Here is a 20812-nt window from a genome sequence, read left to right as displayed (position 1 = left end):
GGTTCCCCGCGTGCGGTGGCCCGCACGCGCCGGTCAGGCGACGCCGAACGCCTCCTTGACGGGGTCGATCGCGAAGTACAGGACGAACAGCGCGGCGGTCGCCCACATCAGCGGGTGCACCTGGCGGGCCTTGCCGCGCGCGACCTTCAGCACGACGTGCGCCACGAAGCCCGCGCCGATGCCGGCGCTGATCGAGTACGTGAACGGCATCAGCACGATCGTCAGGAACGCGGGCAGCGCGATCTCCACGTCGTCCCAGTCGATGCCCTTGACCTGCGTCATCATCAGGAAGCCGACGACGACGAGCGCGGGGGTGGCGGCCTCGTAGGGCACGATCGCCACGACCGGCGCCAGGAACGTCGTCAGCAGGAACGCGATCCCGGTGACGACGCTGGCCAGGCCGGTGCGCGCGCCCTCCCCCACCCCGGTGGCGGACTCGATGTAGCTGGTGTTGCTGGAGACGCCCGCCGCGCCGCCGGCCGCCGCGGCGATCGAGTCCACGACGAGGATGCGCCGCGTGCCCGGCGGGTTGCCCTCGGCGTCCAGCAGGTCGCCCTCCTTGCCGATGGCGACCATCGTCCCCATCGTGTCGAAGAAGTCGGCCAGCAGGAGCGTGAAGACGAGCAGGACGACGCTGACGACGCCGATGCGCTCGAACGAGCCGAGCAGGTCGAACTGCCCGAGCAGCGAGAAGTCCGGGGTGTCGACCCAGGAGTCCGGCAGGGCGGGCACGTTCAGGCCCCACGCGCGCGGGTCGCGCACCTCGCCGTCGGCGCCGGTGCGCGGGCCCAGCTGGGCGACCGCCTCGACGACGACGGCCAGCACGGTGGCGGCGACGATGCCGCCGAGGATCGCCCCGCGCACCCCGCGCGCCATGAGCACGATGATCAGCAGCAGCCCCACGACGAACACGAGCGTCGGCCAGCCGTTGAGGAAGCCGCCGATGCCCAGCTCCAGGGGCGTGCCGCTGCCGGAGCGGACGAAACCGGCGTCGACGAGGCCGACGATGGTGATGAACAGGCCGATGCCGACGCTGATGGCGGTCTTCAGCTGCGCGGGCACCGCGTGGAAGACGGCCTCGCGGAAGCCCGTCAGGACGAGCACGAGGATGATCAGGCCCTCGATGACCACCAGGCCCATGGCGTCCGCCCACGTCATCCCCGGCAGGGCCGCGACGCCGAAGGCCACGAACGCGTTCAGGCCCAGGCCGGTGGCGAGCGCCAGCGGGTAGTTGGCGACGACGCCCATGAGGATCGTCATGACACCGGCGACGAGCGCGGTGGCGGCGGCGACCGCCGCCAGGTCCGGGGCGTCCCCACCGCCGAGGAAGCCGCCCGTGCTGTCCGGCTGCGTGCCGATGATCAGCGGGTTGAGCACGACGATGTAGGCCATCGTGAAGAAGGTGGCCAGGCCGCCGCGGACCTCGCGGGCGACGGTGGAGCCGCGTTCGGTGATGCGGAAGTACCGGTCCAGCGCCGGGCGCCGGCGGGCGGGTTCGGTGTGGGTGGCCATGAGGACCTCGGCGTTCTCGTGCGGGGGCGGCGTGCCGGCCGCGACGTCGAGGCCGGCACGGATCCTGCCAGAGCCGGCGAGGCGGCCGGGACCGTCCGCACGGGCCGTCGACGGACCGCGACGCTCAGCGGCGGGTGGGGCTCGGTGACGGGTGGGTGCTCAGTGGCTGGTGGTACCGCGGCGCGACTCCAGCACGGGGTCGACGAGGTTCTCCACGACGAGGCCGGTGACGACGGCGTCCACCGCGGCGTGCAGGACCTCCACGACGCCCTCGCCGGTGCGCCAGGTGCGCGGCGGGGCCCCGGCGCCGGTGGCGTTCTCCAGGGTCTGGTCGACGATGACCCGGGTGAGGGTCTGCGCGACGTCGGCGCGCACCCGCAGCAGGCCGCTGGCGCGCCACACCCCGCGCAGGGCGCCGAGCGCGGCGGAGGTGGCGACCTGCATGGCGACGGTGGCGGCCACCGGGCGCTCGTCGTCGCCGGGGTCGCGGCCGAGCAGGATCAGCAGGGTGCGTCCCGGCACGTGGGAGGCGGGGCGGCCGGTGATCGCGCGCTCGGCGCGCCGCCCGGCCGCCGTGGCGGCAGCGCCCACCAGCCCGCCCAGCACGCCGCGGGCGGCGGCCCGCGCCAGCACGGCCGGACGCGACCCGTCCGCCTCGGTGATCGTCAGCCCCACGGCGCCACCCTGCCCGCCCGCGCGCTCCCCCGCCACCGCACCGCGGCCTCCCCCACCCCTCCCCGCGGTGATCAAGGAAGTTGCAACATCCTTGATCACCGTGATCACGCGTGGTGCAACTTCCTTGATCACCGCGGGGTGGGGGTGGGCAGGGGTCAGGGGCGCTGGCCGAAGACGTGGCGGCGCACCCAGGCGTGCATCGCCACGGCCGCCGCGGCGCCGACGTTGATGGAGCGGGTGGAGCCGAACTGCGCGATGGCGAGCACGTTCGTGCAGCGCGCCACCGCCTCGTCGCTCAGACCCGGCCCCTCCTGCCCGAACAGCAGCACGCACGCGCGCGGCAGGTCGTACGTCTCCAGCGGCACCGAGCCGTCCACGTTGTCGATCCCCACCAGGGGCAGCCCCCGCCCGGCGGCCCAGTCCGCGAGCGCCGCCACGTCGGCGTGGTGGTGGACCGTGAGGTACCGGTCGGTGACCATCGCGCCGCGGCGGTTCCACCGCTTGTTCCCCACGACGTGGGCGCCGGCGGCGTTGACGGCGTTGGCGGTGCGCACCACGGAGCCGATGTTCGCGTCGTGCTGCCAGTTCTCCACGGCGACGTGCAGGGGGTTCCGGCGGGTGTCGAGGTCGGCGACGATCGCGGCGTTGGACCAGTAGCGGTAGGCGTCCACGACGTTGCGGCGGTCGCCCTCGCGCAGCAGCTCGGGGTCGTAGCGGGGGTCGTCCGGCCACGGGCCCTCCCACGGACCGACCCCGACGACGCGCTCCGGCGCGGCGACGTCCTCGCGCTCCGGCGCGCTTCCCCCCTCGCCCTGGGTCACCGGTCCATCCTGTCAGCCTCCCCATCGGCTCCGACGAAGGAGTGCCCGTGCCCCGCCCCCGCCCGTTCGCGCAGGTCGACGTCTTCTCCGCCGTGCCGTACCGGGGGAACCCGGTGGCGGTGGTGCTGGACGCGCAGGGGCTGGACGCGGAGGCGATGCAGCGGTTCGCGGCGTGGACGAACCTGTCGGAGACGACGTTCGTGCTGCCGGCCTCGGACCCGGCTGCGGACTACCGGCTGCGGATCTTCACCCCGGGCGGGGAGCTGCCGTTCGCCGGGCACCCCACGCTGGGGTCCGCGCACGCGTGGCTGGGCGCCGGGGGGCGAGCGCGCGGCGGGGACGTCGTGGTGCAGGAGTGCGGGGCGGGGCTGGTTCCGGTGCGCCGCGACGGGGCGGCGCTGAGCTTCGCGGCGCCGCCGCTGCTGCGCACCGGGCCGCTGGAGGAGGAGGTCCTGGAGCGGGCGGTGCGGGCGCTGGGCCTGGCCCGCGAGGACGTCGTGGACCACCGGTGGGTGGACAACGGCCCCGGGTGGGCGGCGGTGCGGCTGGCCTCGGCGCAGCAGGTGCTGGACGTGGAGGTCGACGCGGCCGTCCTCGGCGACCTGCCGCTGGGGGTGGTCGGCGCCCACCCGGCGGGGGCGGAGCACGCGGTGGAGGTGCGGGCGTTCGTGCCGGAGCTGGGGGTGCCGGAGGACCCGGTGACCGGCAGCCTGAACGCCGGGATCGCGCAGTGGCTGACGAGGGACGGCACCCTGCCGCCGGACTACACCGCCACGCAGGGCGCGCGGGTGGGCCGGGCCGGCGTGGTGTCGGTGCGCACGCGCGACGGCGCGGTGTGGGTGGGCGGGGAGAGCACCACCTGCGTCGAGGGCACCGTGCGGCTCTGACCTCGCCGGGGCCCCTCTCCGCTACGGCGTGACCGCCAGGCTGCCGAGCAGCGCCAGCGACTGGGCGCTGACGCTGCCGGGTTCGGCGTGGTAGACGACGAGCTGCTGACCGGGTGCGGAGCGCACGTCGAAGGTCTGCACGCGCAGGGTGAGCGGCCCCACCTGCGGGTGCACGAACCCCTTGACCCCGGCGGACTTGCCGCGGGCCTCGTTGCGGGCCCACAGCTCGGCGAACTCGGCGCTCTCCCGCAGCAGCCGGCGCACCAGCTCGCCGGCGCGCCGGTCACCGCCCGGGGCGCCCTCCAGCAGCCGCAGGCCGGCGACGGTGCTCGCGGCCGCGGCCGGCCAGTCGGCGTAGAAGGTGCGGGCCGCCGGGTCGAGGAAGACGTCCACGACGAGGTTGCCCGAGTGCTCGAACCCGCCGAACAGGGCCGAGCCGAGCCGGTTGGCGGCCAGCACGTCGTAGGCGCGCCCGAGCAGCAGGGCGGGTGTGGCCGGCCAGGAGTCCAGCAGCTGCAGCAGCGCCGGGTCGGCCCGCTCGGGCGCCGGGGCCGCCGGGCGCGGGGCCAGCCCGGCGAGGCGGAACAGGTGCTGCCGCCCGTCGTCGTCCAGGGCGAGGGCGTCCGCCAGCGCGTCGAGCACCTGCGCCGACGGGGAGCGCTCGCGCCCCTGCTCCAGGCGCACGTAGTAGTCGGCGCTGACCCCGGCGAGCACCGCGACCTCCTCGCGGCGCAGGCCCGGCACCCGCCGGGGACCGTGGCCGGGCAGGTCCACGTCGGCGGGCCGGACGGCGGCGCGACGGCCGCGCAGGTAGTCGCCGAGCGGGGAGGCAGCCATGCGGCGAGGGTAGGCGGCCGGGGCGGGACCGGTCGTGGGTGCGCTGCTCCCGGGCGCACCGCGGCCTGCCGCGACCGGTGCCGCCGCCGCAGCCTGGTCCCCGTGACCACCACGAACACGAACCCGACCACGAACACGACCACGAACCCCGCTCCCCGTCCCGCGAGCGCGGCGGACGCCAAGGTCGTCGTCGTCACCGGCGCGAGCAGCGGCATCGGCGAGGCCACCGCGCGGCGCCTGGCGGGCGAGGGCCACCACGTCGTCCTCGGGGCGCGGCGCACCGACCGCCTGGAGGCGCTGACCGACCGGATCCGGCGGGACGGCGGCAGCGCCGAGCACCACCGGCTCGACGTCACCGACCCCGCGAGCGTCACCGCCCTGGTCGACGGCGCCGCGCAGCGGCACGGGCGGGTCGACGCGATCGTCAACAACGCGGGCGTGATGCTGCTCTCGCGCCTGGACGCCGGGCTGGTCGAGGAGTGGCACCGGATGCTGGACGTGAACGTCAAGGGCCTGCTGCACGGGATCGCCGCGGCCCTGCCGCACTTCCAGCGCCAGGGCGGGGGGCACTTCGTCACGGTCGCCTCGATCGGCGCCCACCAGGTCTCCCCCACCTCCGCCGTCTACTCGGGGACGAAGTTCGCCGCGTGGGCGATCACGGAGGGGTTGCGCCTGGAGCTGGACCCGCGCTTCCGCATCACCACGATCTCGCCGGGGGTGGTGGAGAGCGAGCTCGCCACGCACATCACCGACCCCGTGGCCGCGGAGGCGATGCGCGAGTACCGGGCAGCGACGATCCCCGCCGACGCGGTCGCACGCGCGGTCTCCTACGCCCTCGGGGAGGCCGGCGACGTCGACGTGAACGAGGTCGTCGTGCGTCCCACCGCACAGCGCTGGTGAACGGTCCCGGACGCGCCCCGGCGGGCGGTGCCTGTCCGGCGGTGGTTCGCTGATCCGGTCAGAGCCTCGGCCGGTACCGGCCACGTGCGCGTTGGAGGAGACCGTGGCGGCGTTCCGCGACCAGCAGCAGGGACCGCCCGGCGGCACCGGGACGGCGGCGGACGGGAGCGACGGCCTGACCGGTGCGGTGGTGGTCGTCGCGCTGGTGTCGGCGATCTCGGGCCTGCTGTACGGCTACGACACGGGCATCATCTCCGGCGCGCTGCTGCAGATCAGCGACGAGTTCACCATCGGCAACGGCTGGGAGCAGGTCATCGCGGCCTCGATCCTGGCCGGTGCCGTGGTGGGGGCGCTGACCTGCAGCCGGCTCGCCGAGCGTCGCGGGCGCCGGGGCACCCTGCTCGTCGTCGCGGCGGTGTTCGTCGTCGGCACGGTCGCCGCCTCGCTGGCGCCCGACCCCGTGACGCTGTCGCTGGCCCGCCTGGTGCTCGGCTTCGCCGTCGGCGGCGCCACGCAGACCGCCCCCGTGTACGTCGCGGAACTCGCCCCGACGAGGTACCGCGGTCGCCTCGTGCTGTGCTTCCAGATCGCCATCGGCGTCGGCATCCTCGTCGCCACGATCGTCGGCGCCAGCCGCAGCGTCGACTGGCGCGTGGCGATCGGTGCGGCCGCGGTGCCGGCGGCGGTGATGCTCCTGCTGATGCTGCGCCTGCCGGAGAGCCCGCGCTGGCTCGTCGAGGGCGGCCGGGCCGACCGCGCGCGCGAGGCCCTGCAGCGCGTGCGGCCCCGTGGCGCCGACGTCTCCGGCGAGCTGAGCAGCATCGCCGGCCTGGTCCACGCCGAGAGCGAGGCGAGCACCCGCGGGTGGCGGGGGCTGCGGGAGGCGTGGGTGCGCCCGGCGCTGGTCGTCGGCTGCGGTCTGGCGGTGTTCACCCAGCTGTCGGGCATCGAGATGATCGTCTACTACTCGCCGACGATCCTGACCGACAGCGGTTTCTCCGACAGCACGGCGCTGCGCGTCTCGGTGGCCCTCGGCGCCACCTACCTGATCACCCAGCTCATCGGGCTGGCGATCATCGACCGCGTGGGCCGGCGACGGCTGACCCTGGTGACCCTGCCGGGAGCGGCGCTGTCGCTGCTGGTGCTGGGCACGTTCTTCGTCACCGGCAACAGCGGGCGCGAGCAGGTCCCGTACATCGTCGTCACGCTGGTGGCGTTCATGGCCTTCACCGCGGGCGGCATCCAGCTGATGGGCTGGCTCACCGGTTCGGAGATCTACCCGCTGGCCACGCGCGCCGCCGGCGCCGCGGCGCAGTCGGCGTCGCTGTGGGGGACGAACCTGCTCATCACCCTGACCCTGCTCACGATCATCGACACGATCGGCACCGGGCAGACGTTCTGGCTGTACGCGGGGTTCAACGTCGTCGCGTTCGTCTTCCTGTACCGGCGGATGCCCGAGCTGACCGGCCGCAGCCTGGAGCAGATCGAGACGCACCTGGCCGAGGGGCGCTTCCGCCCCGCGGACTTCGCCCGGCCGGAGCGGGACGGCACCACCGCCCGGTGACCCGTCCCGCCGCGGCGGCGGGTCAGGCGGCGCGCCGCCACGCCGAGCGCAGCGACAGGCTGCGCCCGGTCTGCAGCAGGGAGTTCTCGTACAGCCGCCGGGCGACCGCCACGAACAGCGCCGCGGTGGCGGCGATGACCAGCAGCGCGATCAGCGGTTCGCTCCAGCCGACGTCGCCCTGCAGGACCCGCTTGGGCATGACCATCGGGGAGGACAGCGGCACGTAGGACAGGACGGTCTGCAGGGTGCCGGGGTCGTTCGCGGCGAACGTCGCGAAGAACGGCAGCATGACGAGCATCTGCACCGGGGTGGCGGTGGACTGCAGGTCCTCCAGGCGGCTGGCCATGGCACCGGCCGCCGCCCACAGGCACGAGAGCATCGCGAACCCGACGACGAAGAACACCACGAACCACAGCGCCGCGCTGGGCACGCTGGGCAGCTGCTCCAGCAGCTCGGGTTCGGCGATCGCGAGGCCGGCCAGACCGGCGGCCACGAGCAGGACGATCTGCCCCAGGGCCAGCAGGCCGTTGCCGACGATCTTGCCGACGAGCAGCTGGTTCACCGGGACGGTGGTGACGAGCAGCTCCACGACGCGGGTCTGCTTCTCCATCACGACGCTCTGCGCGATGGAGTACCCGAAGATGACGACGATCTGCAGGAACAGGATCGCGAACGCCAGGCCCAGCAGGTAGGTGGTGAACGGGTCCACGGCGTTCGGGTCGAGCAACCGCTGGGCGGGCGGCGGCAGGGTCAGGACCTGCTCGGCGGTGGCCTCGTCCACGCCCGCGCCGGTCAGCAGCGACACCGCCTGCGCGGACCGGACGCGCTCGGCGAGGACGTCGGCGAGCCCGGAGGGGACGTTGCGCTCGCCGACGACCTCGGCGGCCCCCGACGCGGCCGGCAGCACCGCGGCGTCGACGTCCCCGGCACGCACGGCGGCCTCCGCGGCGGCGGCGTCGGCGACGGTGCGCACCTCGATGCGCACGTCGCCGCCCTCGCCGGGCCGCTCGGCCAGCAGCGGCGCGGTGGTGGAGGTGGCCGCCACCTCGTAGCGGTCGGTGCCGCCGGAGATGAGGCCCGGCAGGAACGCGGCGGCGAGCACGATGACGAGCAGCAGGAGCGTGGAGAACACGAACCCCTTGTCCCGCAGCCGCTCGCGCATCTCACGGTCGGCCACGAGCCACCACTGGCGCTGGACGTTCACCGGGACACCTCCGAGAACAGCTCCGACAGGGACGGCACGACGGGCGCGAACGAGCGCACCGGACCGCGGCGCACGGCCTCGGCGAGCAGCCGCTGGTCGGCGCCGGCGCCGGTGACCTCGACGACGGCGCGGCCGGGCGCGGACTCCACCAGCCGGACCCCGGGCACGTCGCCCACCCAGTCCAGCGGGCCGTTCGCGGCGAGGGCGTAGCGGGAACCGGCGCGGGCGCGGCGCAGCTCCTCCGGTTCCCCGGCGGCCACGACGCGCCCACCGGCGAGGATGACGAGCTCGTCGCACAGGCGGTCCACGAGGTCGAGCTGGTGGCTGGAGAACAGCACGCCCACCCCGGCGCGGACCCGTTCGCGCAGCAGTTCCGCCATGGCGTCCACGGCCAGCGGGTCCAGCCCGGAGAACGGCTCGTCGAGGACGAGCAGCTCGGGGTCGTGCACCAGGGCGGCGGCGACCTGCACGCGCTGCTGGTTGCCCAGCGAGAGCGACTCGAGCTTGTCCTGCGCCCGTTCACCGAGGCCGAGGCGCTCCAGCAGCTCCAGTGCGCGGGCGGTGGCGACGGCGCGGTCCACGCCGTGCAGGCGGGCGAGGAACACCAGCTGCTCCAGCAGCCGGCCCTTGGGGTACAGGCCCCGCTCCTCCGGCATGTAGCCGAAGCGGCGGCGCTGCGCGAGGTCGGGGACCGAGCCCCGGAAGGTGACGGTGCCGGAGTCGGGGGCCAGCACGCCCAGGGCGATGCGCATGGTGGTCGTCTTCCCGGCGCCGTTGGCGCCGACGAAACCGACCATGCGCCCGTCCGGCACGGCGAGGCTGACCGCGTCCAGCGCCAGGCGGTCGCCGAAGCGGCGGGTGATGGAGTCGAGGACGAGCACGGGCCGACCCTAGGGACGCCCCGAGCACCTCCGCGTCACCCGTTCGACGCACAGCCCCTCCCCCGCTCGGCGGGGTTCAACCGGCGGGGTTCAACCGGCGGGGTTCAACCGGTGGGGTTCAACCGGCGGGGTGCACGCGCACCGCGGTGGCCTTCACGACGAAGTGGACCTCGTCGCCGGGGGCCAGCCGGGCCTCGGCGGCCGCCTCCACGGTGACGTCGGCGAACAGCTCCAGCGGCCCGCGGACCCCGCGCACCCGCACCGCGCGCCCGCGCGGTTCGAGCTGGGTGACGGTGACGCGCCAGCGGTTGCGGGGGCTGCCGCCGGGGTCGGCGGCGTGCACGGCGACGGCGGCGGGGTCGAGGACCGCGACCGCCGGTTCCCCCGGCGGGCAGCCGTCGTCGACGACCCCGGCGACGAGCGTGCCGTCGGCGGTGCGCAGGCCGTCGGCGGTGGCGCGCCCGGTGAGCAGGACGAGCCCGGCGATGCCGGCGGCGAACGCGCTGCGGGGCCGGGTGAGGACCTCGTGCACGTCGCCGCGCTCGGCGACGCGGCCGTCCTGCAGCACCGCGACGCGGTCGGCGAGGGCCAGGACGTCCAGCAGGTCGTGGGTGACGAGGACGACGCCGCCGGGGCGCTCGGGGTGCTGCCCGCCGCGCAGCACCTCGCGCAGCACGCGCCGCACCTCGGGGGCGGCGGTGACGTCGAGCGCGGCCATCGGCTCGTCGAGCAGCAGCAGGCGCGGCCGGGTGGCCAGGGCGCGCGCGATCGCGACGCGCTGGGCCTGCCCGCCGGACAGCCGGCGCGGCCGGCGCCCGGCGAGGTGCCCGGCGCCGACGGCGTCCAGCCAGCGCTGCGCCCGCTCGCGCGCCTCGCGGCGGGGCGCGCCGGCGCTGCGGGGGCCGAAGGCGACGTTGTCGGCGACGCTCAGGTGCGGGAACAGCAGCGGGTCCTGCGCGAGCAGCGCCACGCCGCGGCGGTGGGCGGGCACGAGCACCTCGCGCCCGGTGGCGCCGGCGGCGGTGAGCAGGCGCCCGTCGAGGGCGATGCGCCCGGCGGTGGGGCGCAGCAGCCCGGCGAGCAGGTCCAGCAGGGTGGACTTGCCGGCGCCGTTGGGGCCGAGCACGGCGAGGACCTGCCCGGGCGGCACGGCGAGGTCCACGGCGAGGCCGCGCGGGTCGTGCCGCACGGCCACCTCCAGGCCCGCCGCCGGGCTCGGCGCCACCTCCGGGCTCACCCGCGCGCTCACGGGCCGCGGCGCCCCTCGCGCCCGCGCACGCCCACCACGACGACGACGCTGACCGCGACGAGCACCAGCGCGAGCGCGACGGCCGCGTCCGGGTCGCTCTCGCGCTGCAGGTAGATCTCCAGCGGCAGGGTGCGGGTGACGCCCTCCAGGCTGCCGGCGAACGTCAGGGTGGCGCCGAACTCACCCAGGGAGCGGGCGAAGGCGAGCACCGCGCCGGAGGCCAGGCCGGGCGCCACCAGCGGCAGCGTCACCCGCGTGAGCACCCGCCCGGGCCGGGCGCCCAGGGTGGCGGCGACGCGCTCGTGGCGCTGCCCCGCGGTGCGCAGCGCACCCTCGGCGCTGAGGACGAGGAACGGCAGGGACACGAACGTCTGGGCGAGCACGACGGCGACGGTGCTGAACGCGATGCGCACCCCGAGCAGCTCCAGCGCGGGGGCCAGCAGCCCGCGCCGGCCCAGCGCGTACAGCAGGGCCAGGCCGCCGACGACGGGCGGCAGCACCAGCGGCAGCAGCACCACCGAGCGCAGCACCCGCAGGCCGGGGAAGGCGCCGCGGGCCAGCACCAGCGCCATCGGCACCCCCAGCAGCAGGCAGCAGGCGGTGCTGGCGGTGGCGGTCAGCAGGCTCAGCCGCAGGGCCGCCAGCGACGACGGGGAGGTGACGAGCTCGCCGAAGCGCGGCCAGTCGACGCGGGCGACGATCGCGAGCAGCGGCACGAGCACCAGCAGCAGCCCGGCGGCGGCCGGCACGTGCACCCAGGCAGGCAGGGCGCCGCCGACGGGCTCGCCGGCGCGGCGCCCGCGACGGCTGACGGGGTTCACGCGCCGGGCACCCCGAAGCCGGCGGCGGCCAGCGCCGCCCGGCCCGCCGCGCCGGTGACGGCGTCGACGAACTCCGCGGCCAGCGCCGGGTCGGCGGCGTCGCGCAGGGCGGCGACGGGGTAGGTGTTGACGGCACCGGCCGCCTCGGGGAACGGCACGGCGGTGACGGCGTCGCCGGCGCGGGCGACGTCGGTGGCGTAGACGAGGCCGGCGTCGGCCTGCCCGGTGCTGACCTTGCCGAGGACGTCGGTGACGGAGGACTCCTCGCTGACGGGTGAGAGCGCCACGCCGGTGGCCTCCTGCACGCGCTCCGCGGCGGCCCCGCACGGCACCTGCGGCGCGCACACGACGACCGCCAGGCCGGGGCGGGCCAGGTCGGCGAAGGAGGTGACGCCGGCGGGGTTGCCGGCGGGGGTGGCGATGGCCAGGACGTTGGTGGCGAACACCTCCGGCTCGCCGGCGGTCAGGCCCGCGTCGGCGACGCGCCGCATCGTCTCCCCGTCGGCGGAGGCGAAGACGTCGGCGGGGGCGCCCTCGACGACCTGGGTGGCCAGGTCGGCGGAGCCGGCCGTGCTGAGGACGACGTCGACGCCGGGGTGCTCGCGCTCGAAGTCCTCCGCCAGGCCGGTGAAGACCTCCTGCAGGGAGGCGGCGGCGAACACGGTGAGGGTGTCGCCGTCCGCGGCGCCGGCGGCGCCGCACCCGGTGAGCAGGAGAGCGAGCGGGCCGGCGAGCAGGCCGGTGAACGCGGTGGCGCGGCGGCGGGGCTGCCGGTTCCGCACCCGGCTCACTCCCCCCGCAGGATCGCCAGCATCTGCGGCAGGTCGAAGACCTGCGCCACGGCGACGCCGGACTGCCGGCCCAGCTCGGGGTCGGCACCGGCGGCCAGCAGCACCCGCACGACCGCCTCGTCCTGGCGGAAGACGGCGGCGCCCAGCGCGGTCTGGCCCTTGTCGTTGACGCGGGAGTGGTCGGCGCCGCGCTCCAGCAGCACCCGCACCACGTCCTCGTGGCGGTGGTAGGCCGCCAGGATCAGCAGCGTGTCGCCGGAGGAGTTCGTCAGGTCCACCGGCACGCCCCTCTCGAGGCGCTCGGCCAGCGCCGCCGCGCCCCCCTCGCGCGCCAGGTCGAAGGTCTCCTGCAGGAAGCGCAGCTCGTCGCCGGTCAGGTCCGCGGTCACGCCCCGACGGTAACGGGGGACGTCGGTGCGCGGCGGGGACGGTCCGGCGCAGGGGGGTGGCGCCGGGGCGGTTCAGCGCCGTACCGTGGGCTTAACCGGTTCGGTGCAGCGTCGCCCGCGGGTCGCGCCGTCCGACCGGACCCGGCGAAGACCCGAGAGGACGACGTGCTCGACACCGACAAGATCTCCGTGCAGCTGTACACGGTCCGCGACGCGCTGGCGGCCGACACCGACGGCACCCTGGCCCGCCTGGCCGCCATCGGCTTCCGCAAGGTCGAGCCGTTCGGCCTGACCGAGTGGGCGCCGAAGCTGGCGCCGGCGCTGGCCGCCCACGGCCTGAGCGCCCCCAGCACCCACGCCAAGGTCGTCGGCGGCGACGTCGAGGAGGTCCTCGCCGCGGCCGCCACCACCGGCACCACGCTCGTCGTGGAGCCGTTCGTGGACCCCGAGCGCTGGACCACGGCCGAGGACGTCGCCGCGATCGCCGCCGAGCTGAACGCCGCCGCCCGCCGCGCCGCCGACGCCGGCGTCACCATCGGCTACCACAACCACTGGTTCGAGCTGGAGAACCTCATCGGCGGGCGCACCGCCCTGGAGGTCCTCGCCGACTCCCTCGACGACGCCGTGGCGCTGGAGGTCGACACCTACTGGGTCGCCGTCGGCGGCCAGGACCCCGCGGCCCTGCTGGGCCGGCTGGGTGAACGCGTCAAGGCCGTGCACCTGAAGGACGGCGACGGCACCCGCGAGACGAAGAACCAGGTCGCCCTCGGCGCCGGGTCCATCGACGTCGCCGCGATCCTGGCCGCCTCCTCCGGCGTGCAGCTGGGCGTCGTCGAGCTCGACGACACCACCGGCGACGTCTTCGACGCCGTCGCCGGCGGCTACGCCTACCTCGCCGGGAAGGGGGCGCAGGCGTGAGCGCCCCCGAGCCCCGCACCGGCCCCGTCGGCATCGGCATCATCGGCGCCGGCGTCATCTCCGGCACCTACCTGGAGAACCTCACCGCCTTCCCCGACGTGCAGGTGCACGCGATCGGCGACCTCTTCCCCGAGGCGGCGAAGACCCGGGCCGAGGCGCACGGCGTGCCCCACCACGGCGGCATCGACGCGGTCCTGCAGAACGAGGACGTGGAGGTCGTCGTCAACCTGACGATCCCCGCCGCGCACGTGGAGGTCTCCTCCGCGGCCATCGCCGCCGGCAAGCACGTGTGGAGCGAGAAGCCCATCGCGCTGGACCGCGCCGGCGGCGAGGCCCTCGTCGCCCAGGCGGCCGCCGCGGGCGTGCGGCTGGGCTGCGCGCCCGACACCTTCCTGGGCGCCGGGCTGCAGACGTCGCTGGCCGCGATCCGCCGCGGCGACATCGGCACCCCGCTGAGCGCGCTGACGCTCATGCAGTCCCCCGGCCCGGAGTCCTGGCACCCCAACCCGGCGTTCCTGTTCCAGCACGGCGCCGGCCCGCTGTTCGACATCGGCCCGTACTACTTCACCCTCCTGGTGCAGGCGTTCGGGCCCGTGGCGGCGGTCGCCGCGATCGGCTCGAAGTCGCGCGCCTCCCGCGTCATCGGCTCCGGCCCCAAGGCGGGCGAGAGCTTCGAGGTGACGGTGCCCACCCACGTCAGCGCCCTGGCGCAGTTCGAGAGCGGGCAGAGCTCGCAGAGCATCCTCAGCTTCGACTCCCCGCTGCAGCGGCACGGCTTCGTGGAGATCACCGGCACCGAGGCCACCCTGGAGGTGCCGGACCCGAACAACTTCGACGGCGACGTGCGCATCCGGCGCACCGGCTCGGAGGAGTGGGAGCTGCTGGCCTCCACGAAGGCCACCTCCACCCGAGGCACCGGCGTGCTGGAGATGGCGCGCGCGATCCGCGCCGGGCGCCCGCACCGCGTGCAGGGCGCGCTGGCCCACCACGTCGTGGACGTGCTGGTCTCCATCGACGAGTCGATCAGGAGCCGGCAGTTCGTCGACGTGGCCAGCACCGTCGAGGCGGCCGAGCCGCTGCCGGCGGACTGGGACCCCACCGCCCGCACCGTCTGAGCACGACCGGCTGAGCGCGATCACCCGTCCGGCGGCGGTGGTCTCCACCCCGGGGTGGAGGCCACCGCCGTCCGCAGGACCTCCCCGTCAGCCTCACGGCTGATCCTCAGCCCGGGCGGTTCCCGGGCCGCGGAGGCCGACCTACCCTGGGGACGTGCCCCTCCTCGCCGAGTTCTCGGCTGCCCTGCCCACCGCTCACGCCGTGCTGCCGGACTGGCTGGAGGCCTCGTCCCTGCTGGACACCCTGGGCGGCGCGGCCCTGTGGGGCGCCGCGGCCATCGTCTTCGCCGAGTGCGGGCTGCTGATCGGCTTCTTCCTGCCGGGCGACTCGCTGCTGTTCACGCTCGGCCTGTTCACCCGCGAGGGCCACGTCCCGCACTCCATCTGGTTCGTGTGCGCGGTGCTGTCGGTCGCGGCGTTCGCCGGCAACGTCCTGGGCTACGAGATCGGCCGGAAGGCGGGGCCTGCCGTCCTGGACCGGCCGGGCTCGCGGATCTTCAAGCGCCAGCACATCGAGCGGACGCAGTCGTTCTTCGCGACCTACGGGGCGCGGGCGATCATCCTGGCGCGCTTCGTGCCGGTCGTGCGGACCTTCATCACGGTCGCGGCGGGTGCCGGGCGCATGCCCCGGCGCACGTTCTTCGTCTTCTCCGCCGTGGGCGCCGTGCTGTGGGGCACCGGCGTGACCGTCCTGGGCTACCTGCTCGGCGGCATCCCGCTCATCCGGGACAACGTCGAGATCGGCCTGCTGATCCTCGTGGTGCTGTGCGTGGTCCCCGTCGGCCTGGAGCTGCTCAACGCCCGCCGCAAGCAGCGCCGCGCCGCGCCGCCGCTGCCCGCCCAGACGACCCTGCGCGTGGACGAGACCACCCCCGAGAACCACTGCTGAGACGCACCGGGCACCATGGCGCGGTGCCCCGCTCCGAGCAGCTGCTGTCCCTGCGGTGGGGCGACATGGACGCCTACCGCCACGTCAACAACGTCGAGGTCCTCCGGCTCCTGGAGGAGGCGCGCGTGCGCGCCTTCGGGGTGCCCGCCGCGGACGGCTCGGCACCGATGCTGGCCACGGGCATGGTGGTGGCCCGCCACGAGGTGGACTACCTGCTGCCGCTGGACTACCGCACCGAGCCCGTCGCGGTGGACCTGTGGGTGGACCGGGTGGGCGGCGCCAGCTTCCAGGTGCGCTACGAGGTGCGTGAACCGGAACCGCCGGCCGCGGACGGCCCGCGCACGTACGTGCGCGCCGCCACCACCTGCGTCTCCTACGACTTCGCCACCGGCCGCCCGCGCCGGCTCACCGACGCCGAGCGCACCCGCCTGGCCGCCCTGGCCGACGCCCCCGCCGCCCCCTGACCTCCCCCCGGGCACCCGCCGCGCCCCGGGCCCGCGGCGAGGACCTGCGAGGATCGCGGGGTGTCCGACTGGTTCGCGCAGCTCGCCGACCCGCAGCTGGAGCACCTCGGCGCCCTCGGCGTCTACACCCTCGTCTTCGGCATCGTCTTCGCCGAGACCGGCACGCTCGTGGGCTTCTGGCTGCCCGGCAGCACCGTGCTCTTCACCGCCGGGCTGCTGGCCGCGCGCGACGACAGCCCGCTGTCGCTGACGGTGCTCGTGGTGGGGGTGACGCTGGCCGCGATCCTCGGCGACACCGTCGGGTACTGGTCCGGGCGGCGGCTGGGGCGTCCGTGGCTGCTGCGCCGGGCGGGCAGGGCCGCCCAGCACCTGCCGCGTGCGGAGGCGTTCTACGCGAGGTACGGCTGGTTCGCCGTCGTGGCGTGCCGCTACATCCCGTGGCTGCGGGCGTTCACGCCGATCATCGCCGGCACCGCCGCCATGCCGTACGCCGCGTTCGCCACCGCCAACGTGGTGGGCGCGCTGACGTGGGGGGCGCTGCTCGTGCTCGCCGGGTACGCCGCCGACTCGCTGCCGTGGATCCGCACGCTGGCGTACGCGATCGCCGGCACCGCGATCGTCTTCTCGGTGGTCGCGCCGGTCGCCGGGGCGCTGCGCCGCCGCCGCGCGGCGCGCTCCCGGTGAGCCGGCCGCGCCCGGTCCCGGCGCGCGCGGTGCGCACGGAGACGCTCGTGGAGCGCTCCCGCTTCCTGTGCGTCCTGGAGCCGGTGCCCGACGAGGCCGCCGCGGACGCCGTCGTGGCCGCCGCGCGCCGCGAGTTCCCCGACGCGCGGCACCACTGCTCGGCGCGGGTGCTGGGCGAGGACGGCGAGGTGCGGCGCGCGAGCGACGACGGCGAGCCCGCCGGCACCGCCGGTGCACCGATGCTCGCCGCGCTCGACGGCGCCGGAGTGACGGGCGCGGTGGCCGTGGTGGTGCGCTGGTTCGGCGGGGTGCTGCTGGGCACCGGCGGGCTGGTGCGCGCCTACGGCGGTGCGGTGGCGGGGGCGCTGGCCGAGGCCGGGCTCGTGCACCGGCGGCGGGTGGACCTGGTGCGGGTGCGCGCACCGCTGGCGGGGGCCGGGCGAGTGGAGGCCGAGCTGCGCCGCCGGCACGCCGTGGAGGACGTGGCGTGGGGCGCGGACGGCTGGAGCGCGGTGGTGGCGGTGCCGGCCGGCGGGCGCTGCGCCCTGGAGGCCGAGCTGGCCGCCGCGGGCCTGGCCGCACCCCTCACCGACGCCCTCGTGGACCTGGGCCCCGCCGTGCGCCCCCTCCCCTGACCCCGCCCCCCTCCCCACCGACCCGACCCCGCCACCCCTCCCGCGGTGATCAAGGAAGTTGCCACTTCCTTGATCACCGTGGGGCGAGGGGGTGGTCGGGTCAGGCGGGGCGGGTGACGGCGGTCAGGTGCACCGCGACGGTGACCTCCACGACGTCCGGCAGCGCGGCCAGCCGCTCGTCCAGGCCGGCGGCGTCCACGTGGTGGGCGCTGGGCCCCATGAGCACCAGGTCGCGCAGCGCCCCGCGCCCCAGCGGGCGCACCGCGGTCAGCTCCCGCGCGGCGGCGGGCGCGAAGGACGCCAGGTCCGCGGCCAGCCGCTCCTGCTTGCGCTCCTCCACCCCCAGCATCCCCAGCGCGCCGCGCACCTGCTCCAGGTGCCCCGGCAGCGGCGTCACCACCACCCAGGTGCCGCCCGGGCGCAGCACCCGCGCCACCTCCGCCGCACCCCGCGGGGCGAACACCGTGGTCACCAGGTCCGCGCCGCCGTCGGCCAGCGGCAGGGGGCGCCACACGTCGGCGCCGACGGCCGCGGCGCGCGGGTGGGCGCGCGCGGCCCGGCGCAGGGCGGGCGCGGAGGTGTCCAGGCACACCCCGCCGGCGGCGGGCAGGGCGTCGAGGACGTGCGCGAGGTGGTAGCCCGTGCCGCCGCCGACGTCGACGACCCGGCCGGCGCCGGGCACCAGCTCGGCCGCCAGCTCGGCCAGCGCGGCGGCCACCGGCGCGTAGTGGCCGGCGGCGAGGAAGCGCTCGCGGGCGGCGACCATGTCCGCGGTGTCACCGGGGTGGGCGCGACCGCCGCCGGAGAGGTTGACGTACCCCTGGCGGGCCACGTCGGCGCTGTGCCCGGCGGGGCACACCAGCCGCCGGGCGTCCGCGGCGAGCCCCTGCCCGCACACGGGGCAGCGCAGCACGGGCAGCGCCGCCACCAGCGCAGCCGGCAACGGCGCCCGGGAGGGCTCCGGAGGGGGCGGGGGCGGGACCAGGGCGCTCAGCGCTCGCGCTCGGCCGAGCCGCCCAGCGGGTGCAGGCCGGTCAGGGCGCCCACCCAGGAGGCCGGCACCCGCGCCAGGCGCTCGTCGTAGGCGCGCACGGTGGCGGCGTGGAAGGCGAGGTCCCCGGCCAGGCGGTGCTCGGTGTCGGCGATGGCGCGGCGGGTGCCCTCGTCGGGCTGGCCGCCGGAGTGCAGGGTCAGCTCCGCCAGGCGGCTGCGGCGCTGCTCGGCCAGCGCCCCGGCCTCCACGGCCAGGTCGCGCAGGCGCACCAGGGAGGCGCGGGCGGCCGCCGCGTAGGCGACCGCGACGGCGACGAGCAGCAGCAGGACGACGAGGACGACGGTGCCGGCGGTGCCCACGTCAGCCGCCCAGCCCGATGTCGGCCAGGGAGTAGGCGGCGCGGTACGGCAGGCCCTCGGCCTCCACGCGCTCCTTCGCGCCGGTGGCGCGGTCGACGATGACGACGACGCCGACGACCTCCGCGCCGGCCTCGCGCAGCGCGGCGACGGCGGTGAGCACGGACCCGCCGGTGGTGGAGGTGTCCTCCACGGCCAGCACGCGCCGCCCGGCCACGTCGGGACCCTCGACGCGCCGCTGCAGACCGTGGGCCTTCTCCGCCTTGCGCACCACGAACGCGTCCAGGGGGGCACCGCCGTGCGCGGCGGCCCAGCCGCGCGCGTTGGCGGCGTGCACCACGGCCAGCGCCACCGGGTCGGCGCCCATCGTCAGCCCGCCCACGGCCTGGAAGTCCCAGTCGGCGACGAGGTCGAGCAGCACCGGCCCGACGAGGGCGGACGCCTCGCCGTCCAGGGTGATCCGGCGCAGGTCGACGTAGTGGTCGGCCTCCTCGCCGCTGGACAGCGTCACGCGGCCGTGCACGACGGCCCTCTCGGCGATGAGGGCGGCGAGGCGCTCGCGCTCGGCGGTGGGGGTGCTCACGGGGCACGAGCTTAGGCGGTGGCCGGGTGGGCTCCGGGCGGCGGCGGTAACGTCCGGGCCGTGCGCCTGGCCACCTGGAACGTGAACTCCGTCCGTGCCCGCCTGGACCGCGTCCTGGCGTGGATCGACCGCAGCGACGTCGACGTCCTCGCGCTGCAGGAGACCAAGTGCAAGGACGAGCAGTTCCCCTTCGACGCGTTCACCGACATCGGCTACGAGGTGGCGCACCACGGGCTGTCGCAGTGGAACGGCGTGGCGCTGGTGTCCCGGGTGGGGCTGGAGGACGTGGCCACGTCGTTCTCGCCGGACGTGCCCGGGTTCGGGGTGCCGCCGGTGGTGGAGGCGCGCGCGATCGGCGCGACCTGCGGCGGGGTGCGGGTGTGGAGCCTGTACGTGCCCAACGGCCGGGGCCTGGACGACCCGCACTACGCGTACAAGCTGCTGTGGCTGGAGGCGCTGCGCGACGCCGGGCGCGGCTGGCTGGCGCAGGACCCGGCGGCGCAGGTGGCGCTGGTGGGCGACTTCAACATCGCGCCGCGGGACGAGGACGTGTGGGACCCGTCCTTCTTCGCCGGCGCCACGCACGTCTCGGAGCCGGAGCGGGCGGCGTTCCGCGCGCTGGAGGCGGCCGGGTTCGGCGACGTGGTGCGCCCGCACGCGCCCGGGCCGGGCACCTACACGTACTGGGACTACACGCAGCTGCGCTTCCCGAAGCGGCAGGGCATGCGCATCGACTTCGTCCTGGGCTCGCCGGCTCTGGCGGCGCGGGTGAGCGGGGCGACGATCGACCGGGAGGAGCGCAAGGGCAAGGGGGCCTCCGACCACGCCCCGGTGGTGGTCGAGCTGGACGGCGGTGCGGCGGCGCCGACGGCCGCGGGGGCGACCGAGGAGGCGGTCGAGGGGGTGTGAGGCGCACCACTGCGCCGAACGGTTGAAGACGGCCTCCGCAGCGCTCCGCGGGGCAGACGCGCGGTGCGTGCGCGGCTAGGTTCGCCAGGGTGCGAGCACCTGTGAACGACTCCGACCTGGAGGCCGTGGAGCTGAGCGCGGCGACGGACGCGTACGGGCAGCGCGCCGTGGCGACGCTGCTGGAGGGGTGGGCCCGTCGCCCGGTCCCGGGGGACACCGTCTCGCCGGCGCGGCTGCTGGTGGCGGCCAGCGAGCACGCCGCCTACGCCGGTGACGCGCGCCGGGCGCTGCGGCTGGCGCGCCGGGCGCTGGAGACCGGGGACCACGTCGCCCCGGACACGCGCTGCTACGTGGTCTCGGCGCTGCTGCTGCGCGGGCACCTGCGCGAGGCGCTCGCGCTGGTGGAGGAGGTCCTGGCGGACCGGCCCGAGGACGCGGAGGTGTACGAGCTCCTCGGTGAGGAGCTGGCCCGGCACGGCCGCTGCGACGAGGCGGCCCGGGTGTGGACGTCGGGGTTGTTCCGCTGCGCCGGCGACGGGGAGGCGACGGAGGTGCTGCTGGCGGCGATGCGCCGCGGCCGCGGCCCGCAGCGCCCCGTGGACCTGCGCGACACCGTGGACGTGCGCGGGGTCGCGGTGGACGTGCGCGAGCCGGTGGGGGTGCGGCCCGCGGTCGTGCTGCCGGTGCAGGCGCCGGCGGCGGACTGACGCGCGGCGGCCGGTCCCCCGGCCGCC

At 76.3% G+C, this 20812-nt stretch carries 24 protein-coding genes; 11 read left to right on the top strand and 13 right to left on the bottom strand.

Annotated elements, in window-relative coordinates; genetic code table 11:
* Positions 1-33: 33 nt before the first annotated feature.
* The 3 genes from V9U69_RS08795 to V9U69_RS08785 form a co-directional block, all read right to left on the bottom strand.
* Positions 34-1512, bottom strand: coding sequence for an NCS2 family permease (locus V9U69_RS08795; protein WP_337061247.1), 1479 nt, complete (start codon positions 1510-1512; stop codon positions 34-36).
* A gap of 159 nt (positions 1513-1671) precedes the next feature.
* Positions 1672-2187 (bottom strand): hypothetical protein, encoded by a 516-nt coding sequence (locus V9U69_RS08790; protein ID WP_337061245.1) that lies wholly within the window; start codon positions 2185-2187, stop codon positions 1672-1674.
* Between the two features lie 155 nt (positions 2188-2342).
* Positions 2343-3008, bottom strand: a complete 666-nt coding sequence (locus V9U69_RS08785) for a TrmH family RNA methyltransferase (RefSeq protein ID WP_337061243.1) — start codon at positions 3006-3008, stop codon at positions 2343-2345.
* Positions 3009-3055: 47 nt separating this feature from the next.
* On the opposite strand from V9U69_RS08785, the gene V9U69_RS08780 reads away from it, so the two are divergent.
* Positions 3056-3895 carry a PhzF family phenazine biosynthesis protein gene (locus V9U69_RS08780; protein ID WP_337061241.1) on the top strand — a complete coding sequence of 280 codons (840 nt, stop codon included), beginning with the start codon at positions 3056-3058 and terminating at the stop codon, positions 3893-3895.
* Positions 3896-3916: 21 nt separating this feature from the next.
* Here the strand turns inward: V9U69_RS08780 and V9U69_RS08775 are convergent, their stop codons facing one another.
* Positions 3917-4732, bottom strand: a complete 816-nt coding sequence (locus tag V9U69_RS08775) for a helix-turn-helix domain-containing protein (RefSeq protein WP_337061240.1) — start codon at positions 4730-4732, stop codon at positions 3917-3919.
* A 93-nt stretch (positions 4733-4825) separates the two neighbouring features.
* On the opposite strand from V9U69_RS08775, the gene V9U69_RS08770 reads away from it, so the two are divergent.
* Positions 4826-5632 (top strand): SDR family oxidoreductase, encoded by an 807-nt coding sequence (locus V9U69_RS08770; protein ID WP_442907688.1) that lies wholly within the window; start codon positions 4826-4828, stop codon positions 5630-5632.
* Positions 5633-5819: 187 nt separating this feature from the next.
* Entirely contained in the window at positions 5820-7196 is a 1377-nt protein-coding gene (locus V9U69_RS08765) for a sugar porter family MFS transporter (RefSeq protein WP_442907687.1), read from the top strand.
* A 22-nt stretch (positions 7197-7218) separates the two neighbouring features.
* On the opposite strand, the gene V9U69_RS08760 is transcribed toward V9U69_RS08765, so the two are convergent.
* The 6 genes from V9U69_RS08760 to V9U69_RS08735 all read right to left on the bottom strand — a co-directional run bounded on the left by V9U69_RS08760 (position 7219) and on the right by V9U69_RS08735 (position 12531).
* Positions 7219-8400, bottom strand: a complete 1182-nt coding sequence (locus V9U69_RS08760) for an ABC transporter permease (protein ID WP_337061236.1) — start codon at positions 8398-8400, stop codon at positions 7219-7221.
* Complete coding sequence (locus V9U69_RS08755) at positions 8397-9281, bottom strand: ABC transporter ATP-binding protein (protein WP_337061235.1); 885 nt, start codon at positions 9279-9281, stop codon at positions 8397-8399. The genes V9U69_RS08760 and V9U69_RS08755 overlap by 4 nt, the downstream gene beginning before the upstream one ends.
* Positions 9282-9399: 118 nt before the next feature.
* The gene (locus tag V9U69_RS08750; RefSeq protein ID WP_337061234.1) at positions 9400-10530 is read right to left on the bottom strand and encodes a sulfate/molybdate ABC transporter ATP-binding protein; all 1131 of its coding nucleotides are present in this window, start codon (positions 10528-10530) and stop codon (positions 9400-9402) included.
* Positions 10527-11351 carry an ABC transporter permease gene (locus V9U69_RS08745; protein ID WP_337061232.1) on the bottom strand — a complete coding sequence of 275 codons (825 nt, stop codon included), beginning with the start codon at positions 11349-11351 and terminating at the stop codon, positions 10527-10529. Before V9U69_RS08745 ends, V9U69_RS08750 begins: the two co-directional genes overlap by 4 nt.
* Positions 11348-12133, bottom strand: coding sequence for a molybdate ABC transporter substrate-binding protein (modA, locus tag V9U69_RS08740; RefSeq protein WP_337061231.1), 786 nt, complete (start codon positions 12131-12133; stop codon positions 11348-11350). Before modA ends, V9U69_RS08745 begins: the two co-directional genes overlap by 4 nt.
* Before the next feature lie 5 nt (positions 12134-12138).
* Positions 12139-12531 carry an ankyrin repeat domain-containing protein gene (locus V9U69_RS08735; RefSeq protein ID WP_337061229.1) on the bottom strand — a complete coding sequence of 131 codons (393 nt, stop codon included), beginning with the start codon at positions 12529-12531 and terminating at the stop codon, positions 12139-12141.
* Positions 12532-12696: 165 nt separating this feature from the next.
* Between V9U69_RS08735 and V9U69_RS08730 the strand changes: the two genes are divergently transcribed.
* From V9U69_RS08730 to V9U69_RS08705, 6 genes are all read left to right on the top strand, one after another.
* Complete coding sequence (locus V9U69_RS08730; protein ID WP_337061228.1) at positions 12697-13449, top strand: sugar phosphate isomerase/epimerase family protein; 753 nt, start codon at positions 12697-12699, stop codon at positions 13447-13449.
* Entirely contained in the window at positions 13446-14564 is a 1119-nt protein-coding gene (locus V9U69_RS08725) for a Gfo/Idh/MocA family protein (protein WP_337061227.1), read from the top strand. Before V9U69_RS08730 ends, V9U69_RS08725 begins: the two co-directional genes overlap by 4 nt.
* A gap of 154 nt (positions 14565-14718) precedes the next feature.
* Entirely contained in the window at positions 14719-15453 is a 735-nt protein-coding gene (locus tag V9U69_RS08720) for a DedA family protein (RefSeq protein ID WP_337061225.1), read from the top strand.
* A 23-nt stretch (positions 15454-15476) separates the two neighbouring features.
* A complete protein-coding gene (locus V9U69_RS08715; RefSeq protein ID WP_337061223.1) occupies positions 15477-15917 on the top strand; it encodes an acyl-CoA thioesterase in 441 nt (146 codons plus the stop codon).
* Positions 15918-15977: 60 nt separating this feature from the next.
* Positions 15978-16601 carry a DedA family protein gene (locus tag V9U69_RS08710; RefSeq protein WP_337061221.1) on the top strand — a complete coding sequence of 208 codons (624 nt, stop codon included), beginning with the start codon at positions 15978-15980 and terminating at the stop codon, positions 16599-16601.
* A gap of 29 nt (positions 16602-16630) precedes the next feature.
* A complete protein-coding gene (locus V9U69_RS08705) occupies positions 16631-17236 on the top strand; it encodes a YigZ family protein (RefSeq protein WP_337061219.1) in 606 nt (201 codons plus the stop codon).
* Between the two features lie 100 nt (positions 17237-17336).
* Here V9U69_RS08705 and V9U69_RS08700 read toward each other — a convergent pair whose 3' ends face one another.
* The 3 genes from V9U69_RS08700 to pyrE are packed head-to-tail and all read right to left on the bottom strand — an operon-like array spanning position 17337 to position 19169.
* On the bottom strand, positions 17337-18167 hold the full coding sequence (locus V9U69_RS08700; RefSeq protein ID WP_442907686.1) for a putative RNA methyltransferase: 831 nt from the start codon (positions 18165-18167) through the stop codon (positions 17337-17339).
* A gap of 59 nt (positions 18168-18226) precedes the next feature.
* Positions 18227-18589, bottom strand: a complete 363-nt coding sequence (locus tag V9U69_RS08695; protein WP_337061215.1) for a hypothetical protein — start codon at positions 18587-18589, stop codon at positions 18227-18229.
* Between the two features lies 1 nt (position 18590).
* Positions 18591-19169: an orotate phosphoribosyltransferase gene (gene pyrE, locus V9U69_RS08690; protein WP_337061214.1), complete on the bottom strand. Its 579-nt coding sequence runs from the start codon at positions 19167-19169 to the stop codon at positions 18591-18593.
* Between the two features lie 60 nt (positions 19170-19229).
* Between pyrE and V9U69_RS08685 the strand changes: the two genes are divergently transcribed.
* Both V9U69_RS08685 and V9U69_RS08680 read left to right on the top strand, forming a co-directional pair.
* Entirely contained in the window at positions 19230-20078 is an 849-nt protein-coding gene (locus V9U69_RS08685; protein ID WP_337061213.1) for an exodeoxyribonuclease III, read from the top strand.
* 89 nt (positions 20079-20167) lie between these two features.
* Positions 20168-20785 (top strand): tetratricopeptide repeat protein, encoded by a 618-nt coding sequence (locus V9U69_RS08680; protein ID WP_337061212.1) that lies wholly within the window; start codon positions 20168-20170, stop codon positions 20783-20785.
* Positions 20786-20812: the final 27 nt, after the last annotated feature.

It is taken from the genome of Kineococcus sp. G2, from assembly GCF_037154035.1.
Taxonomy (GTDB): domain Bacteria; phylum Actinomycetota; class Actinomycetes; order Actinomycetales; family Kineococcaceae; genus Kineococcus.
The sequence above is the reverse complement of the archived record's forward strand: the minus strand, read 5'-3'. Positions and strand labels throughout refer to the sequence as shown.

Bases quoted from the DNA above. Each gene is read 5' to 3' on its own strand.
- V9U69_RS08795 (WP_337061247.1), bottom strand. From the start codon at position 1,512: ATGGCCACCCACACCGAACCCGCCCGCCGGCGCCCGGCGCTGGACCGG.
- V9U69_RS08775 (WP_337061240.1), bottom strand. From the start codon at position 4,732: ATGGCTGCCTCCCCGCTCGGCGACTACCTGCGCGGCCGTCGCGCCGCC.